The sequence below is a fragment of the Pseudomonas sp. dw_358 genome, from assembly GCF_018449655.1.
GTDB lineage: Bacteria > Pseudomonadota > Gammaproteobacteria > Pseudomonadales > Pseudomonadaceae > Aquipseudomonas.
This window is the reverse complement of sequence record NZ_JAAVUX010000012.1, coordinates 137,142-161,535: the sequence shown is the minus strand read 5'-3', so window position 1 is coordinate 161,535 and position 24,394 is coordinate 137,142. Positions and strand designations below refer to the sequence as shown.

Annotated in this window: 23 protein-coding genes; 10 read left to right on the top strand and 13 right to left on the bottom strand. The window is 62.9% G+C overall.

What is annotated here, in order from left to right:
- Positions 1–30: 30 nt before the first annotated feature.
- The 4 genes from HB675_RS18080 to HB675_RS18065 form a co-directional block, all read right to left on the bottom strand.
- Positions 31–2,496 carry a penicillin acylase family protein gene (locus tag HB675_RS18080; protein ID WP_213880005.1) on the bottom strand — a complete coding sequence of 822 codons (2,466 nt, stop codon included), beginning with the start codon at positions 2,494–2,496 and terminating at the stop codon, positions 31–33.
- Between the two features lie 108 nt (positions 2,497–2,604).
- Positions 2,605–3,249, bottom strand: coding sequence for a glutathione binding-like protein (locus HB675_RS18075; protein ID WP_213880003.1), 645 nt, complete (start codon positions 3,247–3,249; stop codon positions 2,605–2,607).
- 96 nt (positions 3,250–3,345) lie between these two features.
- Entirely contained in the window at positions 3,346–3,558 is a 213-nt protein-coding gene (locus HB675_RS18070; RefSeq protein ID WP_213880001.1) for an SEC-C metal-binding domain-containing protein, read from the bottom strand.
- Positions 3,555–4,046 carry an LEA type 2 family protein gene (locus HB675_RS18065; RefSeq protein ID WP_213879999.1) on the bottom strand — a complete coding sequence of 164 codons (492 nt, stop codon included), beginning with the start codon at positions 4,044–4,046 and terminating at the stop codon, positions 3,555–3,557. The genes HB675_RS18070 and HB675_RS18065 overlap by 4 nt, the downstream gene beginning before the upstream one ends.
- Before the next feature lie 98 nt (positions 4,047–4,144).
- On the opposite strand from HB675_RS18065, the gene HB675_RS18060 reads away from it, so the two are divergent.
- Positions 4,145–4,657 (top strand): hypothetical protein, encoded by a 513-nt coding sequence (locus tag HB675_RS18060; RefSeq protein ID WP_213879997.1) that lies wholly within the window; start codon positions 4,145–4,147, stop codon positions 4,655–4,657.
- Between the two features lie 15 nt (positions 4,658–4,672).
- Here HB675_RS18060 and HB675_RS18055 read toward each other — a convergent pair whose 3' ends face one another.
- Together HB675_RS18055 and HB675_RS18050 are read right to left on the bottom strand one after the other, a co-directional pair.
- Entirely contained in the window at positions 4,673–5,149 is a 477-nt protein-coding gene (locus HB675_RS18055) for a YchJ family protein (protein WP_213879995.1), read from the bottom strand.
- A 5-nt stretch (positions 5,150–5,154) separates the two neighbouring features.
- Positions 5,155–5,652: a DUF6231 family protein gene (locus HB675_RS18050; protein WP_213879993.1), complete on the bottom strand. Its 498-nt coding sequence runs from the start codon at positions 5,650–5,652 to the stop codon at positions 5,155–5,157.
- Between the two features lie 135 nt (positions 5,653–5,787).
- On the opposite strand from HB675_RS18050, the gene HB675_RS18045 reads away from it, so the two are divergent.
- From HB675_RS18045 to HB675_RS18005, 9 genes are all read left to right on the top strand, one after another.
- Positions 5,788–6,495: an OmpA family protein gene (locus tag HB675_RS18045; RefSeq protein ID WP_213879991.1), complete on the top strand. Its 708-nt coding sequence runs from the start codon at positions 5,788–5,790 to the stop codon at positions 6,493–6,495.
- A gap of 136 nt (positions 6,496–6,631) precedes the next feature.
- Positions 6,632–7,366: an OmpA family protein gene (locus HB675_RS18040; protein WP_213879990.1), complete on the top strand. Its 735-nt coding sequence runs from the start codon at positions 6,632–6,634 to the stop codon at positions 7,364–7,366.
- A 162-nt stretch (positions 7,367–7,528) separates the two neighbouring features.
- Entirely contained in the window at positions 7,529–8,326 is a 798-nt protein-coding gene (locus tag HB675_RS18035; protein WP_256737592.1) for a collagen-like protein, read from the top strand.
- Positions 8,327–8,469: 143 nt separating this feature from the next.
- Positions 8,470–10,614, top strand: coding sequence for an ATP-dependent DNA helicase DinG (gene dinG, locus HB675_RS18030; RefSeq protein WP_213879987.1), 2,145 nt, complete (start codon positions 8,470–8,472; stop codon positions 10,612–10,614).
- 132 nt (positions 10,615–10,746) lie between these two features.
- Positions 10,747–12,954, top strand: a complete 2,208-nt coding sequence (locus tag HB675_RS18025; protein WP_213880015.1) for a beta-galactosidase — start codon at positions 10,747–10,749, stop codon at positions 12,952–12,954.
- 81 nt (positions 12,955–13,035) lie between these two features.
- On the top strand, positions 13,036–14,181 hold the full coding sequence (locus tag HB675_RS18020) for a serine hydrolase domain-containing protein (RefSeq protein ID WP_213879985.1): 1,146 nt from the start codon (positions 13,036–13,038) through the stop codon (positions 14,179–14,181).
- A 126-nt stretch (positions 14,182–14,307) separates the two neighbouring features.
- Positions 14,308–15,285, top strand: coding sequence for an OmpA family protein (locus HB675_RS18015; RefSeq protein WP_213879983.1), 978 nt, complete (start codon positions 14,308–14,310; stop codon positions 15,283–15,285).
- Positions 15,286–15,301: 16 nt separating this feature from the next.
- A complete protein-coding gene (gene pdxH, locus HB675_RS18010; RefSeq protein ID WP_213879981.1) occupies positions 15,302–15,949 on the top strand; it encodes a pyridoxamine 5'-phosphate oxidase in 648 nt (215 codons plus the stop codon).
- 175 nt (positions 15,950–16,124) lie between these two features.
- Entirely contained in the window at positions 16,125–16,589 is a 465-nt protein-coding gene (locus HB675_RS18005; RefSeq protein ID WP_213879979.1) for a glycine zipper 2TM domain-containing protein, read from the top strand.
- A 63-nt stretch (positions 16,590–16,652) separates the two neighbouring features.
- Here the strand turns inward: HB675_RS18005 and nhaA are convergent, their stop codons facing one another.
- The 7 genes from nhaA to livH all read right to left on the bottom strand — a co-directional run bounded on the left by nhaA (position 16,653) and on the right by livH (position 24,218).
- Positions 16,653–17,834 carry a Na+/H+ antiporter NhaA gene (gene nhaA, locus HB675_RS18000; protein ID WP_213879977.1) on the bottom strand — a complete coding sequence of 394 codons (1,182 nt, stop codon included), beginning with the start codon at positions 17,832–17,834 and terminating at the stop codon, positions 16,653–16,655.
- A 191-nt stretch (positions 17,835–18,025) separates the two neighbouring features.
- Positions 18,026–19,645, bottom strand: coding sequence for an NAD(P)/FAD-dependent oxidoreductase (locus HB675_RS17995; protein ID WP_213879975.1), 1,620 nt, complete (start codon positions 19,643–19,645; stop codon positions 18,026–18,028).
- A gap of 89 nt (positions 19,646–19,734) precedes the next feature.
- Positions 19,735–20,409, bottom strand: coding sequence for a hypothetical protein (locus tag HB675_RS17990; RefSeq protein WP_213879974.1), 675 nt, complete (start codon positions 20,407–20,409; stop codon positions 19,735–19,737).
- A gap of 167 nt (positions 20,410–20,576) precedes the next feature.
- Positions 20,577–21,278, bottom strand: coding sequence for an ABC transporter ATP-binding protein (locus tag HB675_RS17985; RefSeq protein ID WP_213879972.1), 702 nt, complete (start codon positions 21,276–21,278; stop codon positions 20,577–20,579).
- A complete protein-coding gene (livG, locus tag HB675_RS17980) occupies positions 21,278–22,045 on the bottom strand; it encodes a high-affinity branched-chain amino acid ABC transporter ATP-binding protein LivG (protein WP_213879970.1) in 768 nt (255 codons plus the stop codon). Before livG ends, HB675_RS17985 begins: the two co-directional genes overlap by 1 nt.
- Positions 22,042–23,298 carry a high-affinity branched-chain amino acid ABC transporter permease LivM gene (locus tag HB675_RS17975; RefSeq protein ID WP_213879968.1) on the bottom strand — a complete coding sequence of 419 codons (1,257 nt, stop codon included), beginning with the start codon at positions 23,296–23,298 and terminating at the stop codon, positions 22,042–22,044. The genes livG and HB675_RS17975 overlap by 4 nt, the downstream gene beginning before the upstream one ends.
- The gene (gene livH / locus HB675_RS17970) at positions 23,295–24,218 is read right to left on the bottom strand and encodes a high-affinity branched-chain amino acid ABC transporter permease LivH (RefSeq protein ID WP_213879966.1); all 924 of its coding nucleotides are present in this window, start codon (positions 24,216–24,218) and stop codon (positions 23,295–23,297) included. Before livH ends, HB675_RS17975 begins: the two co-directional genes overlap by 4 nt.
- Between the last annotated feature and the right edge of the window lie 176 nt (positions 24,219–24,394).

The window sequence follows — 24,394 nt, the reverse complement described above, 5'->3', positions numbered from 1 at the left end:
GGTTGCGTGCCAATCCAAACTGAATCAGCACTACTTCTGCGGCACCAGCATCAACCGCTTCACCCCATAGGCCCGGTCATAATTCTGCGACTGCAGCGGGATCGGCACGTATTGCGCCTTGAGCCAGGACTCGATGCCATTGGCGTAGTCAGGGCTGGCCGGGTTGCCGGACTGGCCGCTGGCGTTCTGCACCATCATCGGCTCCACCTGGGCGAAGTCGACGATCATGCGCAAGGATGAGGCGTTGCTCACCCCGAAACCCGCGCCCCATGCATAGCCTGCGCCATTGAGCGTGCTGTGGTCGCCGCCGGCAGCCACGGCCTCGCGCACCGGCTGCCCTTGGGTCGAGAGCCAGCTGTAGCTGTGCAGTCGGCCCCATTGCCAGGCCTTGCGGTCGACGCCCAGTTGGCTGTCGCCGGCGGTGATGGCAGCGGCCAGGCTGCGAGCCAGAATCTCGGGTTTGTCTTCTTTCTGCGGCGTGCGCACGTCATCCCAGAATGGGCTGTCCTCCCGGCCCAGCAGATGGTCGGCCTGAGCCGACCAGGAGCGCTGGCCGTTGGCAACGAAGGCTTTCCAGCTCGGGCTGTCTTCCGGGCCCAGCTCGTCGAGGAAGATCTGCCGGGCGCTCTCTTGCAAGAACAGTTCGTACACCGCCGCATCTGCCGACGTTGGCGAGAGCCGGCCATCGAAGGCCATCAGCCGGCTATAGGCTTCGCGAGCCTTGGCACGGTCGGCGTCAGGCAAACGCTCGATGGCTTGCTTGAGCGGCTGCACCATGCCGGGGGCCTCGAACATCTTCTTGAGCTTGGCCGCGAACAGCGTGGTCTGGTCGTATTGCATGGCGATGGTGCTGCGGCTGTCCTGCTTGGTCGCTGTAACAAGCTGGGCGAGGCGCTCGCTGCGCGACGGGTCGGCCCAGGCATTGGACAGTTGCATGCCATAGCCATGGGGCACCGTGCGCTGGTTGGCCGTGCCGACCCAGCCCTGAGTGGGATTCTGGTCATAGGGGAACAGCATCGGGTCGGCGTAACCGTCCCAATCGTATTGTGTCTCCCAGCCTGGTGACGGGATCATGCCCAGCCCGTCGCGACGGTTCGGGTAGCGACCGGTGACCTGCCAGCCGATGTTGGCGGCGTCGGCGAACACCATATTGGCAGCAAGGGCGTGAATCTCGCGGCTGGCGTCCGAAGCGTTCTCCACCGATTCGGCCCGCGACAGGTCGAACAGCGCGTCGAGGCTCTTGTCGTCCTTGAAATCGGGTAGTTGCAGCGCCAGGCCATCACCCCCCAGGGCCGGCGACCCGTGGTTGATCGAGAGGTCCAGCAGTGGCCCGTGGCGGGTTTCGTACACCACCTCGCGCAACGGGCTCTGACCCTTGATGAAATAGGTTTCGTTGTGGGCGCTCAACGGCTGCCATTTGCCGTCCACCTGGTACACCAAACGGTTGCCTTCGCTGCGGATTTTTTCCAGGAACAGGTCCTGGTTGTCGCCCTTGACCGCGCTCAGGGCCCAGGCCACCTTGCCGTTGAAACCGCTCAGCACACCGGGCATGCCCGCCAGGGACCAGCCCGCCGTGTGGTATTTCGGCGCGCTGATCTGTACCGCGTTCAAGAGCCCGGGGAGGCGTGTCGGCAACTGCAGGTCGCTGGCCAGCAGGCTCTTGCCCAAGCGCGCCTGTTGCGGCGCGACGGCCCAGTTGGTGGAGTCGTTGGCCCCGGTCATGCTCAACGCGGCGAGTTGTGCACTGGCGGCCTCAAGCGTGGCCAGCCCCGGCAACACGCCGGTCAGGCTGATGCCCTTGAGCTTGTCGGCTTCGGCCAGCGGCAGCGGCTCGTCGGGGTAGGTGGGCAGCAGCCAGGCAAGCTTGTCGGCCCCGACTTTCTGCGCCAGTACCAGCGAGGAGATCTCCTCCTGCAGGTTCACCGAGAGGTTGAAGCTCATCAGGCTGAACACCAGCGCCGAGTCCTCCGGCTGCCAGTATTCCGGGCGGTAGCCGCTGTCGGCCAAGGCCTTGGGCAGGTTGTCGCGATAGCGGAACAGGTAGGCGTTGACCCCGCGAGCATAGACCTCGAAAAAGCGCTTGAGCCGGGGCGATGAGGCGGTGTAGAGCTGCTCGGCGCTGCGCTTGAGGTTGATGCTGCGCATCAGCCGGTCGACGTCGAGGGCTTCGGGGCCATCCAGTTCGGCCAGGCGGCCCTGGGCCAGCAGGCGCATGCGCACCATCTGCTCGATGCGGTCGGTGGCGTTGATGTAGCCCTGGGCGAACAACGCGTCATGGAAGGTGTTGCTCTCGATCAGCGGCATGCCGAGGCTGTTGCGCCGCACCGAAACATTCTGCGCCAGGCCCTTGAGTGGCTGTACGCCGACGGTCGGCGGCAGGCTGCTGGCGTCATTGCCGTCCAGCCAGGCCTGGCAACCGGTCAAGCCCAACAGGGCAACCATGGCGGCGGCTTTGCCGAGGCGGGGAACAAGGGGATTGAGGGCTGGCGAGGCCATGGCGAAGCTCCTGCGGGGTGTGGCGTCGGAAAGGCGCTACGTTAGTGAGGCCGCAGGGCAGGCGCAAGGAGGGGGCGCGGGTTTATTTTCACTCGCCGCGTACCCGCCTCAGGGCGCGCCGGGGTTGATCCTCTGGGCCACGGCATAAGCCCGCACTGTCGCCGGCCGCGCCTTGATCGCTTCGTACCAGCGCTGGACATTGGGGAAGTCGGCCAGATCCTGGCTCTGCCACGGGTGGCGGGCGATCCAGGGGTAAATGGACATGTCGGCGATGCTGTACTCGGCCCCCGCGACAAAGTCGCGATCGGCCAGGCGCCGGTCCAGCACGCCATACAGCCGCGCGGTCTCGTCGATGTAGCGCTTGATGGCATAGGGCAGCTTTTCCGGTGCCGCCCGAGTGAAGTGGTGGTTCTGCCCGGCCATCGGGCCCAGGCCGCCCATCTGCCAGAACAACCACTGCAAGACCTCTTCACGGCCGCGCAGGTCCTGGGCGATGAACTGGCCGGTCTTTTCGGCCAGGTACAACAGGATGGCGCCTGACTCGAACAGCGAAATCGGCTCGCCGCCGTCACTCGGGGCCTGATCGACAATCGCCGGGATGCGGTTGTTGGGGGAAATTTTCAGGAACGCCGGTTCGAACTGCTCGTTCTTGCCGATGTTCACCGGGAACACGGTGTAGGGCAGCCCGGCCTCCTCGAGGAACAGAGTGATCTTGTGGCCGTTGGGGGTGGTCCAATAGTGCAGGTCGATCATGGCGGGGCTCCTGGCGGTGGGTTGTTGGTCTTGTCGAATTGCCTGGATGTCTGTCCTGGCTGCCGTTGGCAGCCAGGGAGATGCATCAAGCCCGGCTCAAGCCCCGTGGCATTTCTTGAATTTCTTCTCGCTCCCGCAAGGGCAAGGGTCGTTGCGACCCACATCCTTCAAGGTGTTGCGCACCGGTTCCAGGGGCGCGTGGTTGCAGTGCGGGCCATGCACGTGGCCGTGGTCATGATCATGGGCGTGGTGGGCATGGTCGTGATCATGGTTGCAATCAGGGCCGTGGACATGGGGTTGCTGGGTCATCGATGTTTCTCCGCAATGAAATTGGCGGGGATTATCTCACCGCTGCGCGCCAATTGCAGTGTGTGTGCGTAGAGGAACCCAGTTTGCAGCTCGCCTTCCAGCCGATAAGGCACTGGCCGGTCGGGGTGGCGCATCAGTTTCACCAGCCCGCGCAGGTGTTCCCAGAGGTTGGTGCGCACCGGCACCTCGAAGTCACCGGTGTGGTGGGCGTCCAGGGTAAACCATTGGTCGCTGGTGCCGTCGGCCAGCAGCAGGTCACCCAGGTAAACCCGGTAGGTCAGGCTGCGGACCGCGACGTTGTCGTCATCCGGGTTGTCGATGCGAAAGTGCAGGATGAAACGCTGCTCCAGCAGGTGCGCCTTCACCACCTGCACCTTGACCAGCGTCAGCTCGGGCTCGCGGGCGTTGCCGGGCAGCCAGCTGGAGCAGCCGGAGAGTTGCAGCAAGGTGTAGAGGTAGAGCGCAACCCAATGCAGACGTGGCATCATTCGACGACTCCCGGGGCCCGCGTGTTGGGCAAACTTTCATCCTGCGCCATACTGCCACGATAGCGCGGCCAGCAGGTGCCGACGAGCAGGAGCAGGTGATGAGTCTTTTCGAAATCGTATTCAGCGGCGAGGTGCTGCCAGGTTTTGCCGGCGAACAGGTCAGAAGCAACCTCGCCCGGCTGTTCCAGGCCGACGAGAGCCGGGTGGCCACGCTGTTCTCCGGGCGCCGCCTGGTGCTCAAGAACAATCTGGATGCCGCGGCGGCAGAAAAATACCGCGCGACCCTCGAGCGTGCAGGCGCACTGGCCGAGGTCAGCCCGATGCTTGTCGAGCCTGAAGAAATCGAGATGACCGCGCCGCCTGCCGCCCCCGTCCGTCGCCTGCAAGTGGCACCCCGGGATGCCTACATGGCGGCCTTCACCCAGGTCGATGCCCCTGACTACGCCATAGCGACCGCCGATGCCAACCTGCAGGACGCCAAGCCCGCTGCCCGTGCGCCGCAACTGGACCTGAGCCAGTTCAGCGTGGCCCCCGCCGGCGCCGACATGGGCCAGGCCAAGCCAGCGGCTGCTCCGCCTGCACCTGACACCTCGCACATCAAGCTGTCCTGAGGTTCAGCCTGAGGTTCAGCGGGTCAGGTAGCTGGAACAGCACTTCTTGAATTTCTGACCGCTGGCGCAAGGGCAGTTGTCATTGCGCCCGGCCTTGAGCGGCACCGTCGGGTCGATGAAATACCAGCGCCCCTGATGCTGCACGAACGATGAACGCTCGCGGTGGCAATGCTCCCCCGCCTGATCGTGCCAGCGCGCGCTGAAACTGACGAACGCATGCTCGGGCTGGCCGCCGAACACCTCCGCCCCTTCTACCTCCAGGCCCAGCCAGGTGCTCTGGGCACTCCACTGGGCAATCGCCTCCAGGTCCAGCCCGGGCTGTTGCACCGGCAAGGTTGTGGCCACCAGGTAATCCAGCTGGCCCAGCACGTAGGCGCTATAGCGCGAGCGCATCAAGGTGCGCGCGTCGGGTGCCGCCTGCCCGGCGTGGTAATGCCCGCAGCAGGCGTCCAGCAGGTTGCCGCTGCCACAGGGACAAATCGAAACACTCATCGGATCTACCACCAATACTTGCCGAAATTCTCCGGATTCGCCCAGAACCGCGCATTGAGCCAATCCGGCACCTGTTTGTACTCCCGCACATCATAGGTATAGAGCGTCACCACCTGATCATCACGCTGAAACCGCTCACTGGCCTGCAACGCCAGCGAATAAAAGTCGGTGTCCCCCCAGCCACAGACCGCCAGATCAGCCAGCACGGCAATCCGGCTGGCATTGAGGTTGCGGATGCCACCCAGCAATTGCAGGCCATCGCGTTTGGGCAGGTGTTCGAGGCAGTCGATAGCTAACGCCAGGTCGAAACGCCGGGCAGCTACCTCGGCGGGCAATGGCCCGGGCGCTACGCAGGTCACCTCGCACCCGGGATGGGCCTGGGCAAAGGCTTGCAGTGCCGGGAATGCACAAGCCCCCAAGACCAGCAAACGAGCGGGTGCCTGTTGGTCGAGCAGGGCGGCCAAAGCCTGTTGCGGGGTGCGGGTGGATAAAGCCTGGGTCATTGCATGTCCTCGTCAGAACCGACAAGACTAGCCGGGAAGGGCGTTATGGCTCAATGGTGGCGCGCATCCGATAGACGGGCTTTACTCTCAGAGCATCGGCGAGCTCGCCGATTCTGATAATAAGGAGAAATCTCGATGAAAAGAGTTCGCAAGGTGCTTCCATTGGTTGTATTGACCACCGTGTTGACAGGTTGTGCAGGATTGCAGAAAACCGATTGGCCGATGTGTGCAGCGGTGGGCGGGGTCACGGGTGCGGCATTGGGAGCCATCAAGACCGGCGCGTGGATCGGCCCTGGGGCTCTGGTCGGCGGAGCGGTGGCGGCGGGTTGGTGCTACGCCCACGGCGATGGCGACGAGGACGGTGATGGCGTGCCGGACAGCCGTGACAAGTGCCCGCACACGCCCAAGGGTGTGAAAGTCGATGCGGACGGTTGCCCGCCACCCGCGCCAGCACCTGTGGTAGAAGCCCCGGCTCCGGTCATGGCGCCCGCCAAGGAAGAGACCCTGGTCATTCGCGATGTGCACTTCGAGTTCGACTCGGCCAAGCTGACTCCGTCGGATAAAAGCCAGCTGGACAAGGTAGCCACGCGTCTCAAGGCTGAAGCCAGCACGGCGCGCCTGAGTGTCACCGGCCACACTGACAGCGTCGGCAGCGACGCCTATAACAAGAAACTCTCGGACAAGCGCGCACATTCGGTGACTGAATACCTTGTCGCCAGCGGCGTTTCGCGCAGCGAATTCATCTCGGTCAAGGGCATGGGCGAAAGCCAGCCGGTCGCGGACAACAAGACCGCTGCGGGCCGGGCTCAGAACCGCCGTACTGAAATACTGATCCAGCGTTAAGGGGGAAAGGAACGGTTCACTGCCCGGTATGTAACCATTCTTGATACTTGTCGACCGTTCGTCCTTGTTAAGTCAAGACAGGCGGTCTTTACTCCTGAGGTACCGGCATCGGCCGGTGACACAGGAGTAATACATAATGAGAGTGTTTACACGGGCAGTGATACCCGTTCTTCTGGTCAGCAGTGTCCTGTCAGGGTGTGCGTCTCACGGAGACGGTTATCCCCCCCTGAATCAGAAGACTTGGCCGATATGCAGCGTGATAGGTGGCCTGGCCGGGGGCGGTCTGGGCGCCATCAAAAGCGGTGTGGTGGCAGGCTTCGGCGCGGTGCTGGGGGCAACCGCCGGTGGCTTGATCTGCTTTGCCCAGGACAGAGACTCGGACGGTGACGGGGTGCCCGACCGTCGTGACCGTTGCCCTGATACCCCGGCCAATACGCCAGTCAGCCACAACGGCTGCCCGTTGCCGCAATACCCCGTCGCTGCCAAGCCGGCGCCTCCCGCACCCGCACCGGCCCCTGAAGAAGTCATTACCTTGCGCGATACCACTGGCAAGGTGCTGTTCGGCTTCAACAAGTCCGACCTGACCCCGGAGGCGCAAAGCGAGTTGCAAGCCCTGTTGCCCAAGCTCAAGGGCGATGACGTCACGGCAGTCAAGGTCGTCGGCCATACCGACAGCGTCGGCAGCGATGCCTACAACCAGAAACTCTCCGAGCGTCGCGCGGCCAGCGTGGTGAACTATCTGGAGCAACAGCAGGTGCCAGCGGCCAAGTTGTCCAGTGAAGGCAAAGGGGAAAGCGAACCCGTCGCCGACAATGGCACAGACGAAGGACGCGCGCAGAATCGTCGCGTCGAGTTGCACTTGAGTCATTGAATCAGACCCGGGTCACAGGCCCTCTGCACTGACATGCAGAGGGCTGCGCTGCCAGATCAGCGTAGCTTCGTGCCCTCTTTCATAAATAATAGCCTCAACCACTGGTGCAGGCCGCTCCGGAGCCGTTACTGTGCGCCCAGTAAAATTCTGGGGGAGGCGGGGATGAAAGGTTATGTTGTGCAAGGTGCAGCCGTCAGAAAACTGTGCGGGCTGGGTTTCATGGCGGTCATGTTCAGTCCGTTGGCAATGGCGCAGAACCTCGATGTCGCGGCCAACTCGCTGATGCGATTGCCCGGCAACTCCACCGTGGTCGAGTTGCAGGAACTGAACGTGGCCGAGTACGGCACGCTGCTGATCCCCGCCAATCTCGTCGAACTCAAGATCGGTCATCTGCACCTGGGCCATGAGGCGCGCATTGCCGTGGTGCCTCATTCCGAAGAGCTGCGTCTGACTATCCAGCAGGCGGATCTGGAGCCGGGTAGCCAGATTCTTGCCCGCGGGGCCCCAGGCACATTCGAAAAACCACCGTTGCCGGCCCGTAACCTGACCCTCCAGATCCAGGCCCTGCAAGGCGCCGAACTCTCCGTGGACGCCCGCGGCGGCAGCGGCACGCCTGGCTATGCCGGGCTGGATGGCGCCGAAGGCGATCCTGCGGGCTGCACCTGGGGTTCGGCGACCCGCGGCTACAACGGCGATAACGGTGCCGACGGCCACGACGGTTCGGCCGGCGCGCTGGTGCGCCTGCAATTGCCGGCCAGCTATCCGGCCGAGCAGATCAAGGTTCGCGTCGACGGCGGCGCCGGTGGTCTGGGCGGCGCGGGCGGCAAGGCCGGTGCGGGAGGGGCAGGCAAGGGGTGCCTGGTCTATCACGCCGACAGTGGCAAGGCCGGACGGGCCGGGGTTGCCGGGCAGCCGGGGCGTCAGGGGCCGGCTGGGCAGGTGGTGGTGCAGCGCTACTGAGGCGGCGATGCCCAAAACACATCCAAGCACAAACCTTCGGACGATCAGAGCAACTGGATTCAGCACAGGATGGTTTAGCGAGGTATGATAGCCGCCGACCCAAACCACTGAAAATTTATCCAGCCCTTGTACATTTTCCGATCATGATCAGTAACCAGCTCAAAACCCAGATTCAGGGGGCCTACACGCGATTTCTCGAGGCCAAGAGCCTCAAGCCGCGCTATGGCCAACGCCTGATGATCGCCGAAATCGCCAAGGTATTGGGCGATATCGAATGCGACGACGAAGGCCGTCGCAGTGGCGATCCCGCCGTGGTGGCGGTGGAGGCAGGTACCGGTACCGGCAAGACCGTGGCTTACAGCATGGCAGCTATCCCTGCGGCCAAGGCGGCCGGCAAGCGGTTGGTCATTGCCACGGCCACCGTGGCCTTGCAGGAGCAGATCGTCTACAAGGATCTGCCCGACCTGATGAAAAACAGTGGGCTGAACTTCACCTTCGCGCTGGCCAAGGGGCGCGGACGCTACCTGTGCCTGTCCAAGCTCGACGTGCTGTTGCAGGAAGGCCATGCGCAGACGGCCACCGCCCAGCTGTTCGAAGAAGAAGGCTTCCGCATCGAGGTGGACGAAGCCAGCCAGAAGCTGTTCACCAGCATGATCGAAAAACTCGCCGGCAATAAGTGGGACGGCGACCGCGACAGCTGGCCCCAGGCGCTGGAAGACAAGGACTGGATGCGCGTCACCACTGATCACAGCCAGTGCACTACGCGGCACTGCCCGAACTTCGGGCAGTGTGCCTTCTACAAGGCCCGCGAGGGCATGGGCAAGGTCGACGTGATCGTCACCAACCACGACATGGTGCTGGCCGACCTGGCCCTGGGTGGCGGCGCAGTGCTGCCCGATCCCCGCGACACCATGTACGTGTTCGACGAAGGCCACCACCTGCCGGACAAAGCCATTGGCCATTTCGCCCACTATTCCCGGCTGCGTTCCACGGCCGACTGGCTGGAGCAGACGGCCAAGAACCTGGCCAAGCTGCTGGCCCAGCACCCATTGCCTGGCGACCTTGGACGCCTGATCGAACAGGTTCCGGAACTGGCCCGCGAGATCAAGACACAGCAGCAGTTCATGTTCACCGCCTGCGAGCAACTGGCGGATTTCCGCGCCGGGGAGGACATGGAAGGCCGCGAGCGGCCGCGTCACCGTTTCGTCGGTGGCGTGGTGCCCGAGCACATGCGCGAGATGGGCATCGAACTGAAGAAAGGCTTCTCCAAGCTCACGGACCTTTTTACTCGCCTGGCCGATCTGCTCAAGGAAGGCATGGACGGCGAAAAGAACATCGGCATCGCCAGCCATCAGGCCGAGGAATGGTACCCGCTGTTTGGCAGCCTGCTGTCCCGGGCCCAGGGCAACTGGGAACTGTGGACCGCATTTACCGCCGAGGACCCCGAAGACAGCCCGCCCATGGCGCGTTGGCTGACCTTGGCGGAAAGCGGGGCCCTGTTCGATATCGAAGTCAACGCCAGCCCGATCCTCGCTGCGGAAATGCTGCGCCGCAACCTGTGGAACGTCGCTTACGGTGCCTTGGTGACGTCCGCTACCCTGACCGCTCTGGGCAAGTTCGATCGTTTTCGCATGCGCGCCGGTCTGCCCAAGGCCGCGGTCACGGCTGTGGTGCCCAGTCCGTTTCATCACGCCGATGCCGGTGTGCTGCGGGTTCCTGACCTGCGCGCCGACCCTCGGGATGCGCCTGCCCACACGGCCGCGATCATTCGCGACTTGCCTGGGCTGGTGGAGGGCTCGCGGGGTACCTTGGTGCTGTTCTCGTCCCGTCGGCAGATGCAGGATGTCTTCGATGGCCTTGACCGAGACTGGCGCAAGCAGGTGTTCATCCAGGGCAACCTGTCCAAGCAGGAAACCCTCAACAAGCACAAAGCCCGGGTGGACGGTGGCGATTCCAGCGTGCTGTTCGGCCTGGCCAGTTTCGCCGAGGGGGTCGACTTGCCCGGTGCCTATTGCGAGCACGTGGTGATTGCCAAGATTCCTTTCGCAGTGCCGGATGACCCGGTGGAAGCCGCGCTGGCCGAATGGATCGAGGCGCGGGGCGGAAATCCTTTCATGGAAATTGCCGTGCCCGATGCTTCGTTGCGCCTGATCCAGGCCTGCGGGCGCTTGCTGCGCACCGAAGCCGACCGCGGCACCATCACCCTGCTGGACCGCCGTGTGGTCACCCAGCGTTACGGCAAAGCCATCCTCAATGCCTTGCCGCCGTTTCGTCGGGAAATCTCCTGACATCTCCTGAAACAAACAACTTGCCCGTCTGAGCCGCTATTTTTACAGACGTCATACAAAACCTTCGAAAGCGATGTCTATGAGACATCGCGCGGCCAGCCATTGGCCACCAAGGAGCTCCCGACCTTTATGATCTGCCGCTTACTGCCCGCTGTTCTTGCCATGACCTGTGCCATGCCGCTCTTGGCTGCCACGGCTGACCAGCAAACGCTGTTCAATTTTGTCCGGCCTACCGACACCGTCCAGGTGGTCACCGACGACACCAGCCTGCCCCAGGTCAATGGCGAGCAGACCGCCGACGGCGAGGTGTTGCGCCGGGTCGTGTTCAATGCCGTGCCCGCGCCCAGGTTGACCCTCAAGCCCAAAAGCGGCAACTGGGACTGGTCTGCCGAGAGCGCCTTGACCATGCGGGTGCAGAGCGCCCAGGACTGGGCGCAGACACTTTATGTGACGGTGCAGAGTAGCGATGGCAAGACCCTCACCAGCCGCGTCGACATGCCGGCCGGGCCGGCCCAGACCGTGGTAGTTCCGCTGGTGGCCAACAGCGCGTCGAGCCAGGGCATGCGGGTCGGGCCCCCGATGCCGTGGAGCTATCAGGGTCAGCGCACCTTGCTGGCCAGCAGCGCCGGGGCCGTTACCCTTGGCCAGGTTGCCTCGGTCAGCGTGGCCATGGACAAACCAGCCGCCGCGCAAAATGTCTTGATCGAGCGTTTTGGCACGGTCGAGGGCGATGCACTGCAAAAAGCTGCGTACGCCGAGCTGTTCGATGGCTACGGCCAATACACGCGTGGGCACTGGCCAGAGAAGATAGCCAGCGACGCGCAACTCAAGTCCGCCGCCACCAAGGAACAGCAGCAGCTCAAAGGCTGGTTGATGGAGCGAAACAAATGGCCAATGGACCGCTATGGTGGCTTGACCAAGGCGGGCTCGTTCAACGCCACGGGCTTCTTCCATACGCGCAAACAAGATGGGCGCTGGCTGCTGGTCACGCCTGACGGGCATCCGTTTTTCTCTCTGGGCGTCAACACCGTTGCGCCTGATGGCGGCAAAACCTACGTCCAGGATCGCGAATGGATGTTTACCGACCTGCCCACCAGCGCTGCGCCACTGGCCCGTTATTACGGCAGCGGTGACAGCCGTACCGGCACCGGCGCCAGCCAGGGGGTCGGCTACAACAGCGGCCGCTGGTTCGACTTTTATGCGGCCAATCTGGAGCGCACCTACGGGCGAACCCCGGAAGGTCTGGACAGCAAACGCTGGGAAAGACACAGCCTTGATCGCTTGCAGGGCTGGGGTTTCAACACCGTGGGCAACTGGAGTGACCCGGGTCTGGAAAACCACGCACGGGTGCCCTACACCTTGCCGCTGTCGATCGTCGGCGACTACGCCAGCATCAGCACCGGCATGGACTGGTGGGGCCGCCTGCCTGATCCGTTCGACCCGCGCTTCGCCATGGCCGCCGAGCGCGCCGTCGCCATCGCTACCCGCGATCACCGCGATGACCCTTGGCTGATCGGCTATTTTGCCGACAACGAGTTGGCCTGGACCGGTGCCGGCAATGACCCCAAGGCGCGCTATGCGCTGGCCTACGGGACGCTGCGCCTGACCACCGACGTGCCCGCCAAGCGGGCCTTCCTCAAGCAGTTGCGCGACAAGTACCGCAATCAGCAGGGGCTGTCCCAGGCCTGGGGCATTGATCTGCCAGCCTGGGAATTGATGGAAGACCCGGGGTTCGAGCCGCCATTGCCCAATCCCGAGCATCCGCAGATCGAAGAGGACTTCAAGCACTTCCAGCGCACCTTTGCCGATGCTTACTTCAAGATCATCGCCGACTCGCTCAAGTGGCACGATCCTAACCACCTGTTGCTGGGCGGTCGTTTTGCGGCCAGTACCCCGGAAGCGGTCGCGTCCTGCGCACAGTATTGCGATGTACTGAGTTTCAATTTCTACACCCCCAAACCTCAGGACGGCTATGACTTCGCGGCTCTGAAAGCGCTGGACAAGCCAGTGATGATCACCGAGTTCCATTTCGGGTCCACTGACCGCGGCCCGTTCTGGGGCGGCCTGATGCAGGTGCCGCGCGACGAGGATCGCGGCGGAGCCTATGCCGGGTTCATCAAAGCGGCGGTGGACGATCCCGTTATCGTGGGTGCGCACTGGTTCCAGTACCTCGACGAGCCGGCCAGTGGACGCCTGCTGGATGGCGAGAACGGTCACTTCGGCCTGGTGGGCATCACCGATGTGCCATGGGCCGGTTTCATCGGCGCAGTGCGCAAGGCCAACCTTGATATGCAGACCAACCTGACCCGGCAGCTGCAACCGGCGAAGAGCAAACCCTGACGCTCGCCGAGGTTCACAAGCGGCCCTGTTGCTGGAACAATGCACAACATTTGTTGTAACACCGGCGCAGGGAATTGAAGGATGCAGATTCAAGGTCATTTCGAGCTCCAGTTCGAAGCCGTTCGCGATGCCTTCGCTGCGCTCTTCGATGATCCTCAAGAGCGCGGAGCGGGGTTGTGCGTGCAGATTGGCGGTGAAACCGTCCTCGATCTGTGGGCCGGTACCTGCGACAAGGAGGGTACCGAGGCCTGGCATACCGATACCATTCTCAATCTGTTTTCCTGCACCAAGACCTTCACCGCTGTCGCCGTCCTGCAGTTGGTGGCGGAGGGCAAGCTGGCCTTGGATGCGCCCGTCGCGCGCTACTGGCCGCAATTCGCAGCGGCTGACAAAGCGCAGATCACCGTGCGCCAGTTGCTCTGCCATCGTGCCGGGCTGCCGGCCCTGCGCGAGTCGTTGCCGCCCGAAGCCCTTTACCAGTGGCAGACCATGACCGACGCCCTGGCCGCCGAAGCGCCCTGGTGGGAGCCAGGCACGGCCCATGGCTACGCCGCCATCACCTATGGCTGGTTGGTGGGCGAGTTGTTGCGCCGCGCCGACGGTCGAGGGCCGGGTGACGCTATTGTCGCGCGAGTCGCCAGGCCTTTGGGTCTGGATTTCCACGTGGGCCTGGCCGACGAGGAGTTTCATCGGGTGGCGCATATTGCCCGGGGCAAAGGCAACACCGGCGACGAGGCGGCCAAGCGTCTGCTGACGGTGACCATGCGCGAGCCGCTGGCGATGTCGACTCGCGCGTTCACCAACCCGCCTTCGATCCTGACCAGCACCAACAAGCCGGAATGGCGGCGCATGCAGCAACCGGCAGCCAACGGTCACGGCAATGCCCGCAGCCTGGCCGGGTTTTACAGCGGTTTGCTGGACGGCAGCCTGCTGGAATCCGAACTGCTCGCCGAATTGACCCGCGAGCACAGCCAAGGGCAGGATCTGACCCTGTTGACGCCGACTCGCTTCGGACTGGGCTGCATGCTCGATCAGCCGCAGTTGGCCAACGCCACCTTCGGCCTCGGGCCTCGCGCCTTTGGCCACCCTGGTGCAGGCGGCTCGGTGGGTTTTGCCGACCCGGAGCGCAATGTTGCCTTTGGCTTTGTGACCAATACGTTAGGCCCTTATATATTGATGGATCCTCGAGCACAGCGTTTGGCCCGTGCGTTGGGCGATTGTTTATAAAAATCGATTTAGCGCTATCAATCGACCGACGGTCTTCTTTATTGTGCTCGACTGTTCTACCCTCGAATCAATTGTTTAAGCGGGTTTCTTAACCCGTTTTATATTTAACTGCTCATTGGAACGCCCATGTCCGCTTACAAGACCCTTGCCCTCGCTGTTTGCCTGGCCGCTGCCGGGTGTGCCCAGACTCCACAGAATCAAAGTGCCCAGAGCGGGCCAGCCTGGTGGCCGTTCGGTGCGCAGAAAGCGGCAGACAAGGTCGCGGACAAGGACGTGGAGAAAGCGGTCAACGACAAGGTTGCCAAGTCTGATGCCCAGTCGGCCGAGCAGAACCATTGGTGGTGGCCGTTTGCTGACGAGAAAAAGGCCGCCGTCCCTGCGGGCCCCGTTGCCGCCGCCGTTATTCCGATGCCTGACCCGAAAGTGACGCAGGCCTGGCTGGACAGTTACGAGCCACGCGTGCGCGAAGCGATCAAGGGCAGCACCTTCAAGCTGGAGCGCCGCGACAACGTCCTGGTGGTGGTTGCACCGGTGGACTCCAGCTTCAACCCCAATCGTCCTGCCATGCTCTTGCCGGTGACCCTCGGCCCGATCACCAATGTTGCCAAAGTGCTTGAGACCGACCCGCACACGGCCGTACTGGTGCTGGGCCATGCCGATACCACCGGGGCGGCCGACGTCAACCAGAAGGTCAGCCAGGAACGCGCTCAGTCCGTGGCAGCGATTTTCCGTCTCAGCGGGCTCCAGCGTAATCGTCTGAACCTGCTGGGCATGGGCTCGGTCATGCCGCGAGCCGCCAATGACAGCCCGCAGGGTCGCGCCTTGAACCGCCGTGTGGAGATCATCCTGACCCAGCAGGAAACCATGCTGGCGCTGGTCAGCAAGTACAGCCAGCCGACGCCGCCTGTCGCCGAGATGGTTGCCATTCAGGACGTCCAGGCCGTGCCGCCGGTCAAAGAGAAGGCAGGGGTAAAGAAGAAAGCCGTTGCTGGCAAGAAGGCTCCAGCCAAGACCGTCGCCGCCAAGAAAAAGCCGGCGACCGCCAAGAAGCCCGTGACGCCGGTGGCGAAGAAGAAAACGGATACCGACCTCACGTCCAACTGATTGCCGAGGCAAGTGAATGACCCAGTCCCTGGCTGACATGCGCCGTGACTACGCCCGCGATGGTTTGACTGAAGTGCAGGCGCCGGACGAGCCGTTCGCGCTGTTCCGCCAGTGGTTCAGTGACGCGGTGAAGACCGAGCAGGCGCCGGTGGAGGCCAACTCCATGCTGCTGGCCACCGTCGACGCTGACGGGCGGCCGCACTGCCGTGTGTTGCTGCTCAAGGGCCTGGATGACCAAGGGTTCACCTTCTTCACCAACTATGAAAGCGCCAAGGCTCAGCAGATGGCGGCCCATGGTTTTGCTGCCATGACCTTTTTCTGGCCGACCCTGGAGCGCCAGGTGCGGATCGAAGGGCGGGTGGCCAAGGTCAGCCATGAAGAGTCTGATGCCTATTACCAGGTGCGGCCGCTGGGCAGCCGCCTGGGGGCCTGGGCGTCGCCCCAGAGCCGAGTGATTGCCGATCGCGGTGAATTGGAGGGGCTGCTGAAGGCCACTCAAGAGCGCTTCGCCCATGACCTCCCACACTGCCCGGAACATTGGGGAGGGTATCGTCTGGTGCCCGACCGTATCGAATTCTGGCAGGGGCGTCCGAGTCGCCTGCACGATCGCCTCAACTACCGTCGCGAGGGCGACAGCTGGACGCGCGAGCGTCTGGCACCCTGATCCGTCCCGAGCTCGGGCACGGGTGTCAGAGACGCCCCGAGGTGCGTTATATTGAGCCTCGGTTTGCGCGGCACGCTGTATGAAGACTGAATAGATACAATTTTATACAGCCTCCGTCGTGACACGTATTAGCACACGGCGTTTAATGTGTGCCTGCCTTTTGGAGAGTCCCTCAATGCGTAAATCATTATTGCTGGCTGCCAGCATTACCAGTCTTTCTCTGATGCTGGGCGGTTGCATGTCCAACCTCAGTGGCGACAGCTATTCGCGCGATGAGGCGCGGCAAGTCCAGACCGTTCGCCTAGGCACCATCGAAGCCTTGCGTCCGGTCAAGATCGAAGGCACCAAGTCGCCTATCGGCGCCGGCGCCGGTGCCGTGGTCGGCGGCGTCGCCGGCAGTGCGATCGGTGGCGGGCGTGGCAGTATCATCACCGCCGTTATCGGCGCAGTAGCGGGTGGCCTTCTGGGCTCGGCCGCCGAAGACGGTCTGACCCGCACTCAGGGCGTGGAAATCACCGTACGTGAAGACGACGGCAGCATGCGCGCCTACGTGCAGCAAGTGCAGGAAAACGAGATTTTCCGCGTGGGCGAGCGTGTTCGTATCATGACGGTCAACGGTACCAGCCGCGTCGCGCACTAAGCGTTGTCAGTGGCGCACAAAAAAGTCCCGGAGTCGGGGCTTTTTTGTGCGCTGGCGTTTGTCTCAGTCAGGGCTGGTCGGCTTTGACGCCATCCGCGTCCAGCCATAGCCGATCAATGCTGCCAGGATAGACCCTGTCAGGATCCCCATGCGGTCTTCACCAGCGTACTCGCTCACCCCCGACACGAATGCCAGCGAGCCGACGAACAGGCTCATGGTGAAGCCGATTCCGCAGAGAATCGCGACGCCAAACACCTGGCCCCAATTGGCGCCTCCCGGTAGCCGGGCCAAGCCCAGCTTGATGGTCAGCCAAGCCAGACCGAACACCCCGAGTGTCTTGCCCACCAGCAGTCCAACGGCAATGCCCAGCGGCACGTGATGAGTGAAACTCTCCAGCGTCACCCCGGCCAGCGGGACCCCGGCGTTGGCGAAGGCAAACAGCGGGAGGATGGCGTAGCCGACCCAGGGATGCAGGGTGTGTTCCAGGCTACGCAGGGGTGACGGTTCGGCGTTGCGGGTACGCAGCGGAATGCAGAATGCCAGCGTCACCCCTGCCAGGGTGGCATGCACGCCGCTCTTGAGCACGCACACCCAGAGCACCAGGCCCACCAGCAGATAAGGCGCGAGCTTGATCACCCCCAGACGGTTCATGGCGATCAGCACCACGATGCATGCCCCAGCCAGCAGCAGCGCCTGGCTCGACAGGTCGGTGGAATAGAACACCGCGATCACGATGATTGCCCCGAGGTCGTCAATGATCGCCAAGGTCATCAGAAACAGTTTCAGGGAGGTCGGCACTCGCTTGCCCAACAGCGCCAGCACCCCCAGGGCAAACGCGATGTCGGTGGCCATGGGAATAGCCCAGCCGCCCATGGCATCGGGGTGGTCGCGGTTGATGAACCAGTAGAGCAGGGCCGGCACCACCATGCCGCCAATGGCGGCGGCACCGGGCAGCACGATCTGCGCAGGATTGGCCAGTTGGCCCTCCAGCACTTCGCGCTTGACCTCCAGGCCGATCAGCAGGAAGAACAGCGCCATCAGGCCATCGTTGATCCACAGCAGCGCCGGCTTGGCGATGACCACACCGCCGATGCCCGCGACCACCGGCGTGTCGAGAAACGCCGAGTAAATGGACGACAGGGGCGAGTTGTTGATGATCAGCGCCAGCGCGGCTGCAGCAATCAGTAGCAGGCCACTGGCGGCTTCCATCTGGAAAAAACGAGTAAAGGTGCTGCGCAGCGCCAAAGGAAATACTCCCTGTAAATTCTGGAAAGAGCCAGCCTAACCCGTTACCGGCATCGTACACAGGTTTTTTCTGCAAGGAATTGTTCGGATGGGCGGGGTGCAGACAGGCCTGGGTTCAGGCTTGCCGAAGCGGCTATTTAAGCGGCTCCGGCCTGGGCTGTCTGTAGGACTTTTCCGAAGCTGAGGCGCAATCAGACTGGAAACTTGAGGCCCAGCATGTTGCGCGCGACGGCTTCGGCAATGCGGATGCCATCCACACCGGCCGAGAGGATGCCGCCGGCATAGCCGGCGCCTTCACCGGCAGGAAACAGGCCGCGAGTGTTGAGGCTCTGCAGATCGGCGCCGCGGGTCAGGCGCAGCGGCGAGGAGGTGCGCGTCTCGATGCCGGTGAGTACCGCGTCATGGCGGGAAAAGCCCTTGATCTGCTTCTCGAAGGCTGGCAATGCCTCGCGGATGGCCTCGATGGCAAAATCGGGCAGGGCCAGCGCCAGGTCACCCAAGGCAACCCCGGGCTTGTACGAAGGCTCGACGCTGCCCAGGGCAGTCGAGGGCACCCCGGCGATGAAATCGCCGACCAGCTGGGCCGGGGCCTCGTAGTTGCTCCCGCCCAGCAGGTAGGCCTTGGATTCCAGCTGTTCCTGCAGTTCGATGCCGGCCAGCGGTCCGCCAGGGTAATCCTGCTCGGGGGTGATGCCGACGACGATACCCGAGTTGGCGTTGCGCTCGTTGCGCGAGTACTGGCTCATGCCGTTGGTGACCACGCGCCCTGGCTCGGAAGTCGCCGCCACCACGGTGCCGCCCGGGCACATGCAGAAGCTGTAGACCGAACGGCCATTGCGCGCGTGGTGCACCAATTTGTAGTCAGCCGCGCCCAGCTTGGGGTGCCCGGCGTATTTGCCCAGGCGCGCCTGATCGATGATCGACTGCGGGTGTTCGATGCGAAAGCCAATGGAGAAGGGTTTGGCCTCCATGAATACGTCCCGCGCATGGAGCATGCGAAAGGTGTCACGGGCACTGTGGCCCAACGCCATGACCACGTTGCGCGAGGCAATGCGTTCGCCGCCGGCCAACTCCACGCCTTGCACCTGGCCTTTCTCGACCAACAGGTCGGTGACCTTCTGTTCGAAACGGATTTCCCCGCCCAGTGCCTCGATCTCGTGGCGCATGGTCTCGACCATGCCGGTCAGGCGAAAGGTGCCGATGTGCGGTTTGCTGACGTAGAGGATCTCCTCGGGCGCCCCGGCCTTGACGAACTCGTGGAGCACCTTGCGGCCATGGTGCAGCGGGTCCTTGATCTGGCTGTAGAGCTTGCCGTCGGAGAAGGTCCCGGCGCCGCCTTCGCCGAACTGCACGTTGGACTCGGCGTTGAGCACATTCTTGCGCCACAGGCCCCAGGTGTCCTTGGTGCGCTGACGCACTTCGCGTCCGCGTTCGAGAACGATGGGCTTGAAGCCCATCTGCGCCAGCAGCAGCGCAGCGAAAATGCCGCAGGGCCCGAAGCCGACCACCAGTGGGCGCTCCTCGAGCCCGGCAGGGGCTTGGCCGACTGGCTTGTAACTGACGTCCGGCGCGGTGTTGACGTTGTGATCGTGCTCGAAGCGATACAGCACCGAGGCTTCATCCGCCAGCGTCAGGTCAATGGTGTAAATGAATTGCAGTTCGGTGTTTTTCTTGCGGGCGTCATAGCTGCGCTTGAACAGGGTGAAGTCCACCAGTTGTTCATCACCGATGCCCAGCCGCTGCAGGATGGCAGGGCGCAGGTCTTCTTCAGCGTGATCCAGGGGAAGTTTGAGTTCGGTGATTCTTAACATGACAGGGTCCAATATCCGGGCCACGGGAGAACGGCCCGGCGGCTTTGCATTAACCGGCAATTATAAACTATTCGCCTGTGCGCTGGCTGTCAGTCGTTGCGGGCGCCGCCGAACCATGCGCACCCACGTTGTACCTCATTGTTGAAACGAAACTCGGCCGTCAGCGACGACACCGTGCCGGTGGCGCTGTCCACGCAGCGTTGCGGGGCGATCCACAGTTCGATGCGCTGGTCATTGGCTTCGGTGGAGAGGTCGAGCCGGCCATCGGGAAGCGTTTCTTCCAGGAAGGGCAGCGCCAGGTCAGGTTGGCCCGGGCGCTGGATTTCCATGCCCTTGGCGTTGACCCGTACAGTCCAGTGCGGCGCCTGGCCGCTGGCTTGCAAGACCAGGTTCTTGTAATTCGGATCGGTGCAGGCGCTGTTCGAGCGCGTCAGGCGGTAGACCTGCTGCAGGTTGACCTGACCATCGGTGCCCCCGGTCTTGCTGGCATCGAAGCTGCCGCGGATGTCGGCATAGAGCGAGCCTGGTTGGCTGGCCAAGGTAGCCGCTTCCTGCAGCACGCTGGTACCGCCGGTATCGCTGACCACGTAATGACGGGGCTCACCGCAGGGATGGAATAACAATTGGCCATTGGCGGCAGTCAGCACGCCTTGCATGCGGGTCAGGCCGGCATTGGAATTCTGGAGCGGGGCGGGTGTGAACAGTTGGCAGGCGCCGAAGAGCGGCAGAAGGGCAAGCAGCAAGGTGGATCGAACAGCGCGCATCGCAGGTCTCCGGGTGGGTTGCGCGGTTTATAGCATGGCGTTTGTCGGCAAAATGTCGGTGACTTTGCACAGGAAAGAGCTTGCTCGGGAACCCGGCACCGCGATGTGATTAATACAACGCAATGCAGGGTTGTTCCCGAGCAAGCTCGTTCTTGCAGCGGCGTCGATCACCCGCCGAGGTAGGCCTCGCGCACCTTCGGGTCAGTCAACAACGTTTCCCCGCTGCCTTGCATCACCACCCGACCGTTTTCCAGTACATAGGCCCGGTCAGCGATTTTCAGTGCCTGGTTGGCGTTCTGCTCTACCAGAAACACGGTCACCCCATCCTTGCGCAGTTGTTCGATGATGTCGAAAATCTGCTGAATGATGATCGGTGCCAGGCCCAGGGACGGCTCGTCCAGCAGCAGGAGCTTGGGTTTGCTCATCAGTGCGCGGCCGATGGCGAGCATCTGCTGCTCGCCCCCGGACATGGTGCCACCGCGCTGGTTGAAGCGTTCCTTGAGGCGCGGGAACAGGTCCAGCACCTTGTCCATCTGCTCCTGGTAATCGCCTTTGGCAGTAAAGAAGCCGCCCATGGCCAGGTTCTCTTCCACCGTCAGGCGGGCGAACACCCGGCGTCCTTCCGGGACCACGGCAATGCTCTTGCGCATGATCTGCGCGGAGTCCTGCCCCACCAACTCTTCACCCATGTAGCGGATGCTGCCCGAATGCGCGCGCGGCGCACCGCACAAGGTCATCAGCAGGGTCGACTTGCCGGCACCGTTGGCGCCGATCAGGGTGACGATCTCGCCCTGACGCACTTCGACGTTGACGCTGTGCAGCGCCTGGATCTTGCCGTAAAACGTGGAAACGTTGTCGAACTGCAGCATTACGCTTCCCCCAGATAGGCTTTGATCACGGCCGGGTTGTCCCGGACTTCTTCAGGCGTGCCGTCGGCCAGAGGCGTGCCCTGGTTGATCACCACGATGTGGTCGGAAATGCTCATCACCAGCTTCATGTCGTGTTCGATCAACAGCACGGTGGCGTCATGCTCCTCGCGCAGGGTGCTGATCAGGGCCTTGAGGTCGTCGGTTTCCCGAGGGTTGAGGCCGGCGGCCGGCTCATCGAGCATGAGGATGCGCGGGCGCGTCATCATGCACCGGGCGATTTCCAGGCGCCGTTGCTGGCCATAGGCCAAGGTGCCGGCGGTGCGGTTGGCAAACTCCTTGAGATTGACCCGCTCCAGCCAGTGCTCGGCGTATTCCATGGCTTCGCGTTCGCTGCGGCGAAACGCCGGGGTCTTGAACAGGCCGGCCAGGAAGTTGGTATTGAGGTGGCGATGCTGGGCAATCAGCAGGTTTTCCACCACCGTCATGTCCTTGAACAGGCGCACGTTCTGAAAGGTGCGAACCACGCCTTTACGGGCGATCAGATGCCCTGGCAGCCCTTGAATCGGCTGTCCATCGAGCAGGATGCTGCCGCCGGTGGGCTTGTAGAAGCCGGTCAGGCAGTTGAACACCGTGGTCTTGCCGGCGCCGTTGGGGCCGATCAGGGCCACCACCTGTTTTTCCTTGACCGTCAGGCCTACGCCGTTGACCGCCAGCAGGCCGCCGAAACGCATGCTGAGGTCGCTTACCTTGAGAATTTCCCGAGTCATTTCTTCAACTCCATATGCGGACGCTGCATAGGGAGCAGGCCTTGCGGACGCCAGATCATCATCAGCACCATCATGGCGCCGAACATCAACATGCGGTACTCGTTGAACTCACGCATCAGCTCGGGCAACAGGATCATCACGATCGCCGCCAGAATCACCCCCAGTTGCGAGCCCATGCCGCCCAGCACGACAATGGCCAGGATGATGGCCGACTCGATGAAGGTGAACGACTCAGGCGTCACCAGCCCTTGGCGCGCAGCAAAGAAGCTGCCGGCAAAACCGGCGAAGCAGGCGCCAAGGGTGAAGGCCGAGAGTTTGATGATGGTCGGGTTAAGCCCCAGCGCGCGGCAGGCGATCTCGTCTTCACGCAACGCTTCCCAGGCACGACCGATGGGCATGCGCAGCAGGCGGTTGATGACGAAGAGCGCGGCCAGGGACATCAGCAACGCGATCAGGTAAAGGAAGATCACCTTGTCGACCGGGTTGTACTCCAGACCGAAATACTCATGGAACGTGCGCATGCCTTCGGCCGCAGTGCGGTCGAAGCTCAAGCCGAACAGCGTCGGTTTGGGGATGCTGCTGATGCCGTTCGGGCCACCTGTCAGGTCCGTGAGGTTACGCAGGAACAGACGGATGATCTCGCCGAAGCCCAGGGTCACGATGGCCAGGTAGTCGCCGCGCAGACGCAGCACCGGAAAGCCCAGCAGGAAGCCGAAGGCAGCGGCGGCAAGGCCGGCCAGCGGCAGGCAGATCCAGAAGCTCCAGCCATAGTAGTGGGACAGCAGCGCGTAGGTATAGGCGCCCACGGCATAGAAACCGACGTAGCCCAGGTCCAGCAGGCCGGCCAGACCGACCACGATGTTCAACCCCAGGCCCAGCATGACGTAGATCAGGATCAGCGTGGCGATGTCGACTGCGCCCCGGGAGCCGAAGAACGGCCAGGCGAACGCGGCGGCGATCAAGCCCAGGATGATCCATTTCTGCGTCGAAGGCAGTGTCAGGAAGTGGCTGGCGCTGGCCGGGATCAGCGGGCCGCGGTGGGTCGAGCGCAGCAGCGAGCTGATCCGCTCGTTGAACAGCACCCGCAGGAACATCAGCAACGAACACAAGGCAATGATCACCAGCGTGGTGGTGCTGGTTTCATGCACTTCCAGGTTGATGCCGACGATGCTCAGTTTCAGGCCGAGCACCGGGTAGGCGACGGCCCAGACCAGCAAGGCGCTGAACAGCGCCGATTTAAGAGAGCGAGTCATACTTTTTCAACCTCCGGGCGGCCCAGAATGCCGGTCGGACGGAACAACAGAACCAGCACCAAAAGGCCGAACGACACCACATCCTTGTACTGGTCGCCGAACACGTCGGCGCCGAAGGCTTCGGCCACCCCCAGTACCAGTCCACCGAGCATGGCGCCCGGAATGCTGCCGATACCGCCGAGTACGGCCGCAGTGAAGGCCTTGAGGCCCACCAGGAAACCGGCGTTGGGGTTGATCACGCCGTATTGCATGCTCAGCAGCACGGCCGCCACGGCGGCGAGGGCGGCGCCGATGACGAAGGTCAGGGCGATGATGTTGTTGGTGTTGATGCCCAGCAGGTTGGCCATCTTCATGTCTTCGGCGCAGGCGCGGCAGGCGCGGCCCAGGCGAGAGCGGGAGATGAACAGGGTCAGGCCGAGCATGGCCACCAGGGTGATGACGAACACCACCACTTGCATGTAGGAAATCATCACTTCCTGTGCCCCCCCTGGCCCGAACGTAAAGTTGCCGGGGATCAGGTTGGGAATGGATTTGTCCTTGGAGTCCTGCGCCAGCAGAACGGTGTTCTGCAGGAATATCGACATGCCGATCGCCGAGATCAACGGGATCAGGCGGTTACTGCCACGCAAGGGACGATAGGCGATGCGTTCGATGCTGTAGCCGTAGGCACTGGTGACCACGATGCTGGCGATGAACGCCGCGATCATGAGCAGCGGCAGGCTATGGATACCCAGCATGGCCAAACCCGCCAGAGCGATGAACGCCACGTACGAGCCGATCATGTACACCTCGCCATGGGCGAAGTTGATCATGCCGATGATGCCGTACACCATGGTGTAACCAATGGCGATCAGGGCATAGGTGCTGCCGACGGTCAGGCCGTTGATCAGTTGTTGGAAGAAGTGATAAAGGTCGGGCATTGAAGCGCTCCTGAAACCTGTACGCATTTCACTGGTGGACCGCCGAGGCACTGCGCTGCGTCAGAGAGCCCGGTTTGGCCAGCGAACCGCTGATAACGGTTTTGAGATTTTCAGGTGAACCGGGTGCCGGATCGCGACACCGGGTTCGTATGAAACAGGTTGATGAAAAACAGGGG

Excerpts from the sequence above, each read along its gene's own strand:
- HB675_RS17990 (WP_213879974.1), bottom strand. The coding sequence starts at position 20,409 with ATGCGCGCTGTTCGATCCACCTTGCTGCTTGCCCTTCTGCCGCTCTTC.
- dinG (WP_213879987.1), top strand. The coding sequence starts at position 8,470 with ATGATCAGTAACCAGCTCAAAACCCAGATTCAGGGGGCCTACACGCGA.
- HB675_RS18040 (WP_213879990.1), top strand. The coding sequence starts at position 6,632 with ATGAGAGTGTTTACACGGGCAGTGATACCCGTTCTTCTGGTCAGCAGT.
- HB675_RS18055 (WP_213879995.1), bottom strand. The coding sequence starts at position 5,149 with ATGAGTGTTTCGATTTGTCCCTGTGGCAGCGGCAACCTGCTGGACGCC.
- HB675_RS18020 (WP_213879985.1), top strand. The coding sequence starts at position 13,036 with ATGCAGATTCAAGGTCATTTCGAGCTCCAGTTCGAAGCCGTTCGCGAT.
- HB675_RS18005 (WP_213879979.1), top strand. The coding sequence starts at position 16,125 with ATGCGTAAATCATTATTGCTGGCTGCCAGCATTACCAGTCTTTCTCTG.
- HB675_RS18015 (WP_213879983.1), top strand. The coding sequence starts at position 14,308 with ATGTCCGCTTACAAGACCCTTGCCCTCGCTGTTTGCCTGGCCGCTGCC.
- HB675_RS17995 (WP_213879975.1), bottom strand. The coding sequence starts at position 19,645 with ATGTTAAGAATCACCGAACTCAAACTTCCCCTGGATCACGCTGAAGAA.
- HB675_RS18045 (WP_213879991.1), top strand. The coding sequence starts at position 5,788 with ATGAAAAGAGTTCGCAAGGTGCTTCCATTGGTTGTATTGACCACCGTG.
- HB675_RS18080 (WP_213880005.1), bottom strand. The coding sequence starts at position 2,496 with ATGGCCTCGCCAGCCCTCAATCCCCTTGTTCCCCGCCTCGGCAAAGCC.
- HB675_RS18065 (WP_213879999.1), bottom strand. The coding sequence starts at position 4,046 with ATGATGCCACGTCTGCATTGGGTTGCGCTCTACCTCTACACCTTGCTG.
- HB675_RS18035 (WP_256737592.1), top strand. The coding sequence starts at position 7,529 with ATGAAAGGTTATGTTGTGCAAGGTGCAGCCGTCAGAAAACTGTGCGGG.
- HB675_RS18070 (WP_213880001.1), bottom strand. The coding sequence starts at position 3,558 with ATGACCCAGCAACCCCATGTCCACGGCCCTGATTGCAACCATGATCAC.
- HB675_RS17975 (WP_213879968.1), bottom strand. The coding sequence starts at position 23,298 with ATGACTCGCTCTCTTAAATCGGCGCTGTTCAGCGCCTTGCTGGTCTGG.
- HB675_RS17985 (WP_213879972.1), bottom strand. The coding sequence starts at position 21,278 with ATGCTGCAGTTCGACAACGTTTCCACGTTTTACGGCAAGATCCAGGCG.
- HB675_RS18075 (WP_213880003.1), bottom strand. The coding sequence starts at position 3,249 with ATGATCGACCTGCACTATTGGACCACCCCCAACGGCCACAAGATCACT.
- HB675_RS18050 (WP_213879993.1), bottom strand. The coding sequence starts at position 5,652 with ATGACCCAGGCTTTATCCACCCGCACCCCGCAACAGGCTTTGGCCGCC.
- pdxH (WP_213879981.1), top strand. The coding sequence starts at position 15,302 with ATGACCCAGTCCCTGGCTGACATGCGCCGTGACTACGCCCGCGATGGT.
- livG (WP_213879970.1), bottom strand. The coding sequence starts at position 22,045 with ATGACTCGGGAAATTCTCAAGGTAAGCGACCTCAGCATGCGTTTCGGC.
- livH (WP_213879966.1), bottom strand. The coding sequence starts at position 24,218 with ATGCCCGACCTTTATCACTTCTTCCAACAACTGATCAACGGCCTGACC.
- HB675_RS18060 (WP_213879997.1), top strand. The coding sequence starts at position 4,145 with ATGAGTCTTTTCGAAATCGTATTCAGCGGCGAGGTGCTGCCAGGTTTT.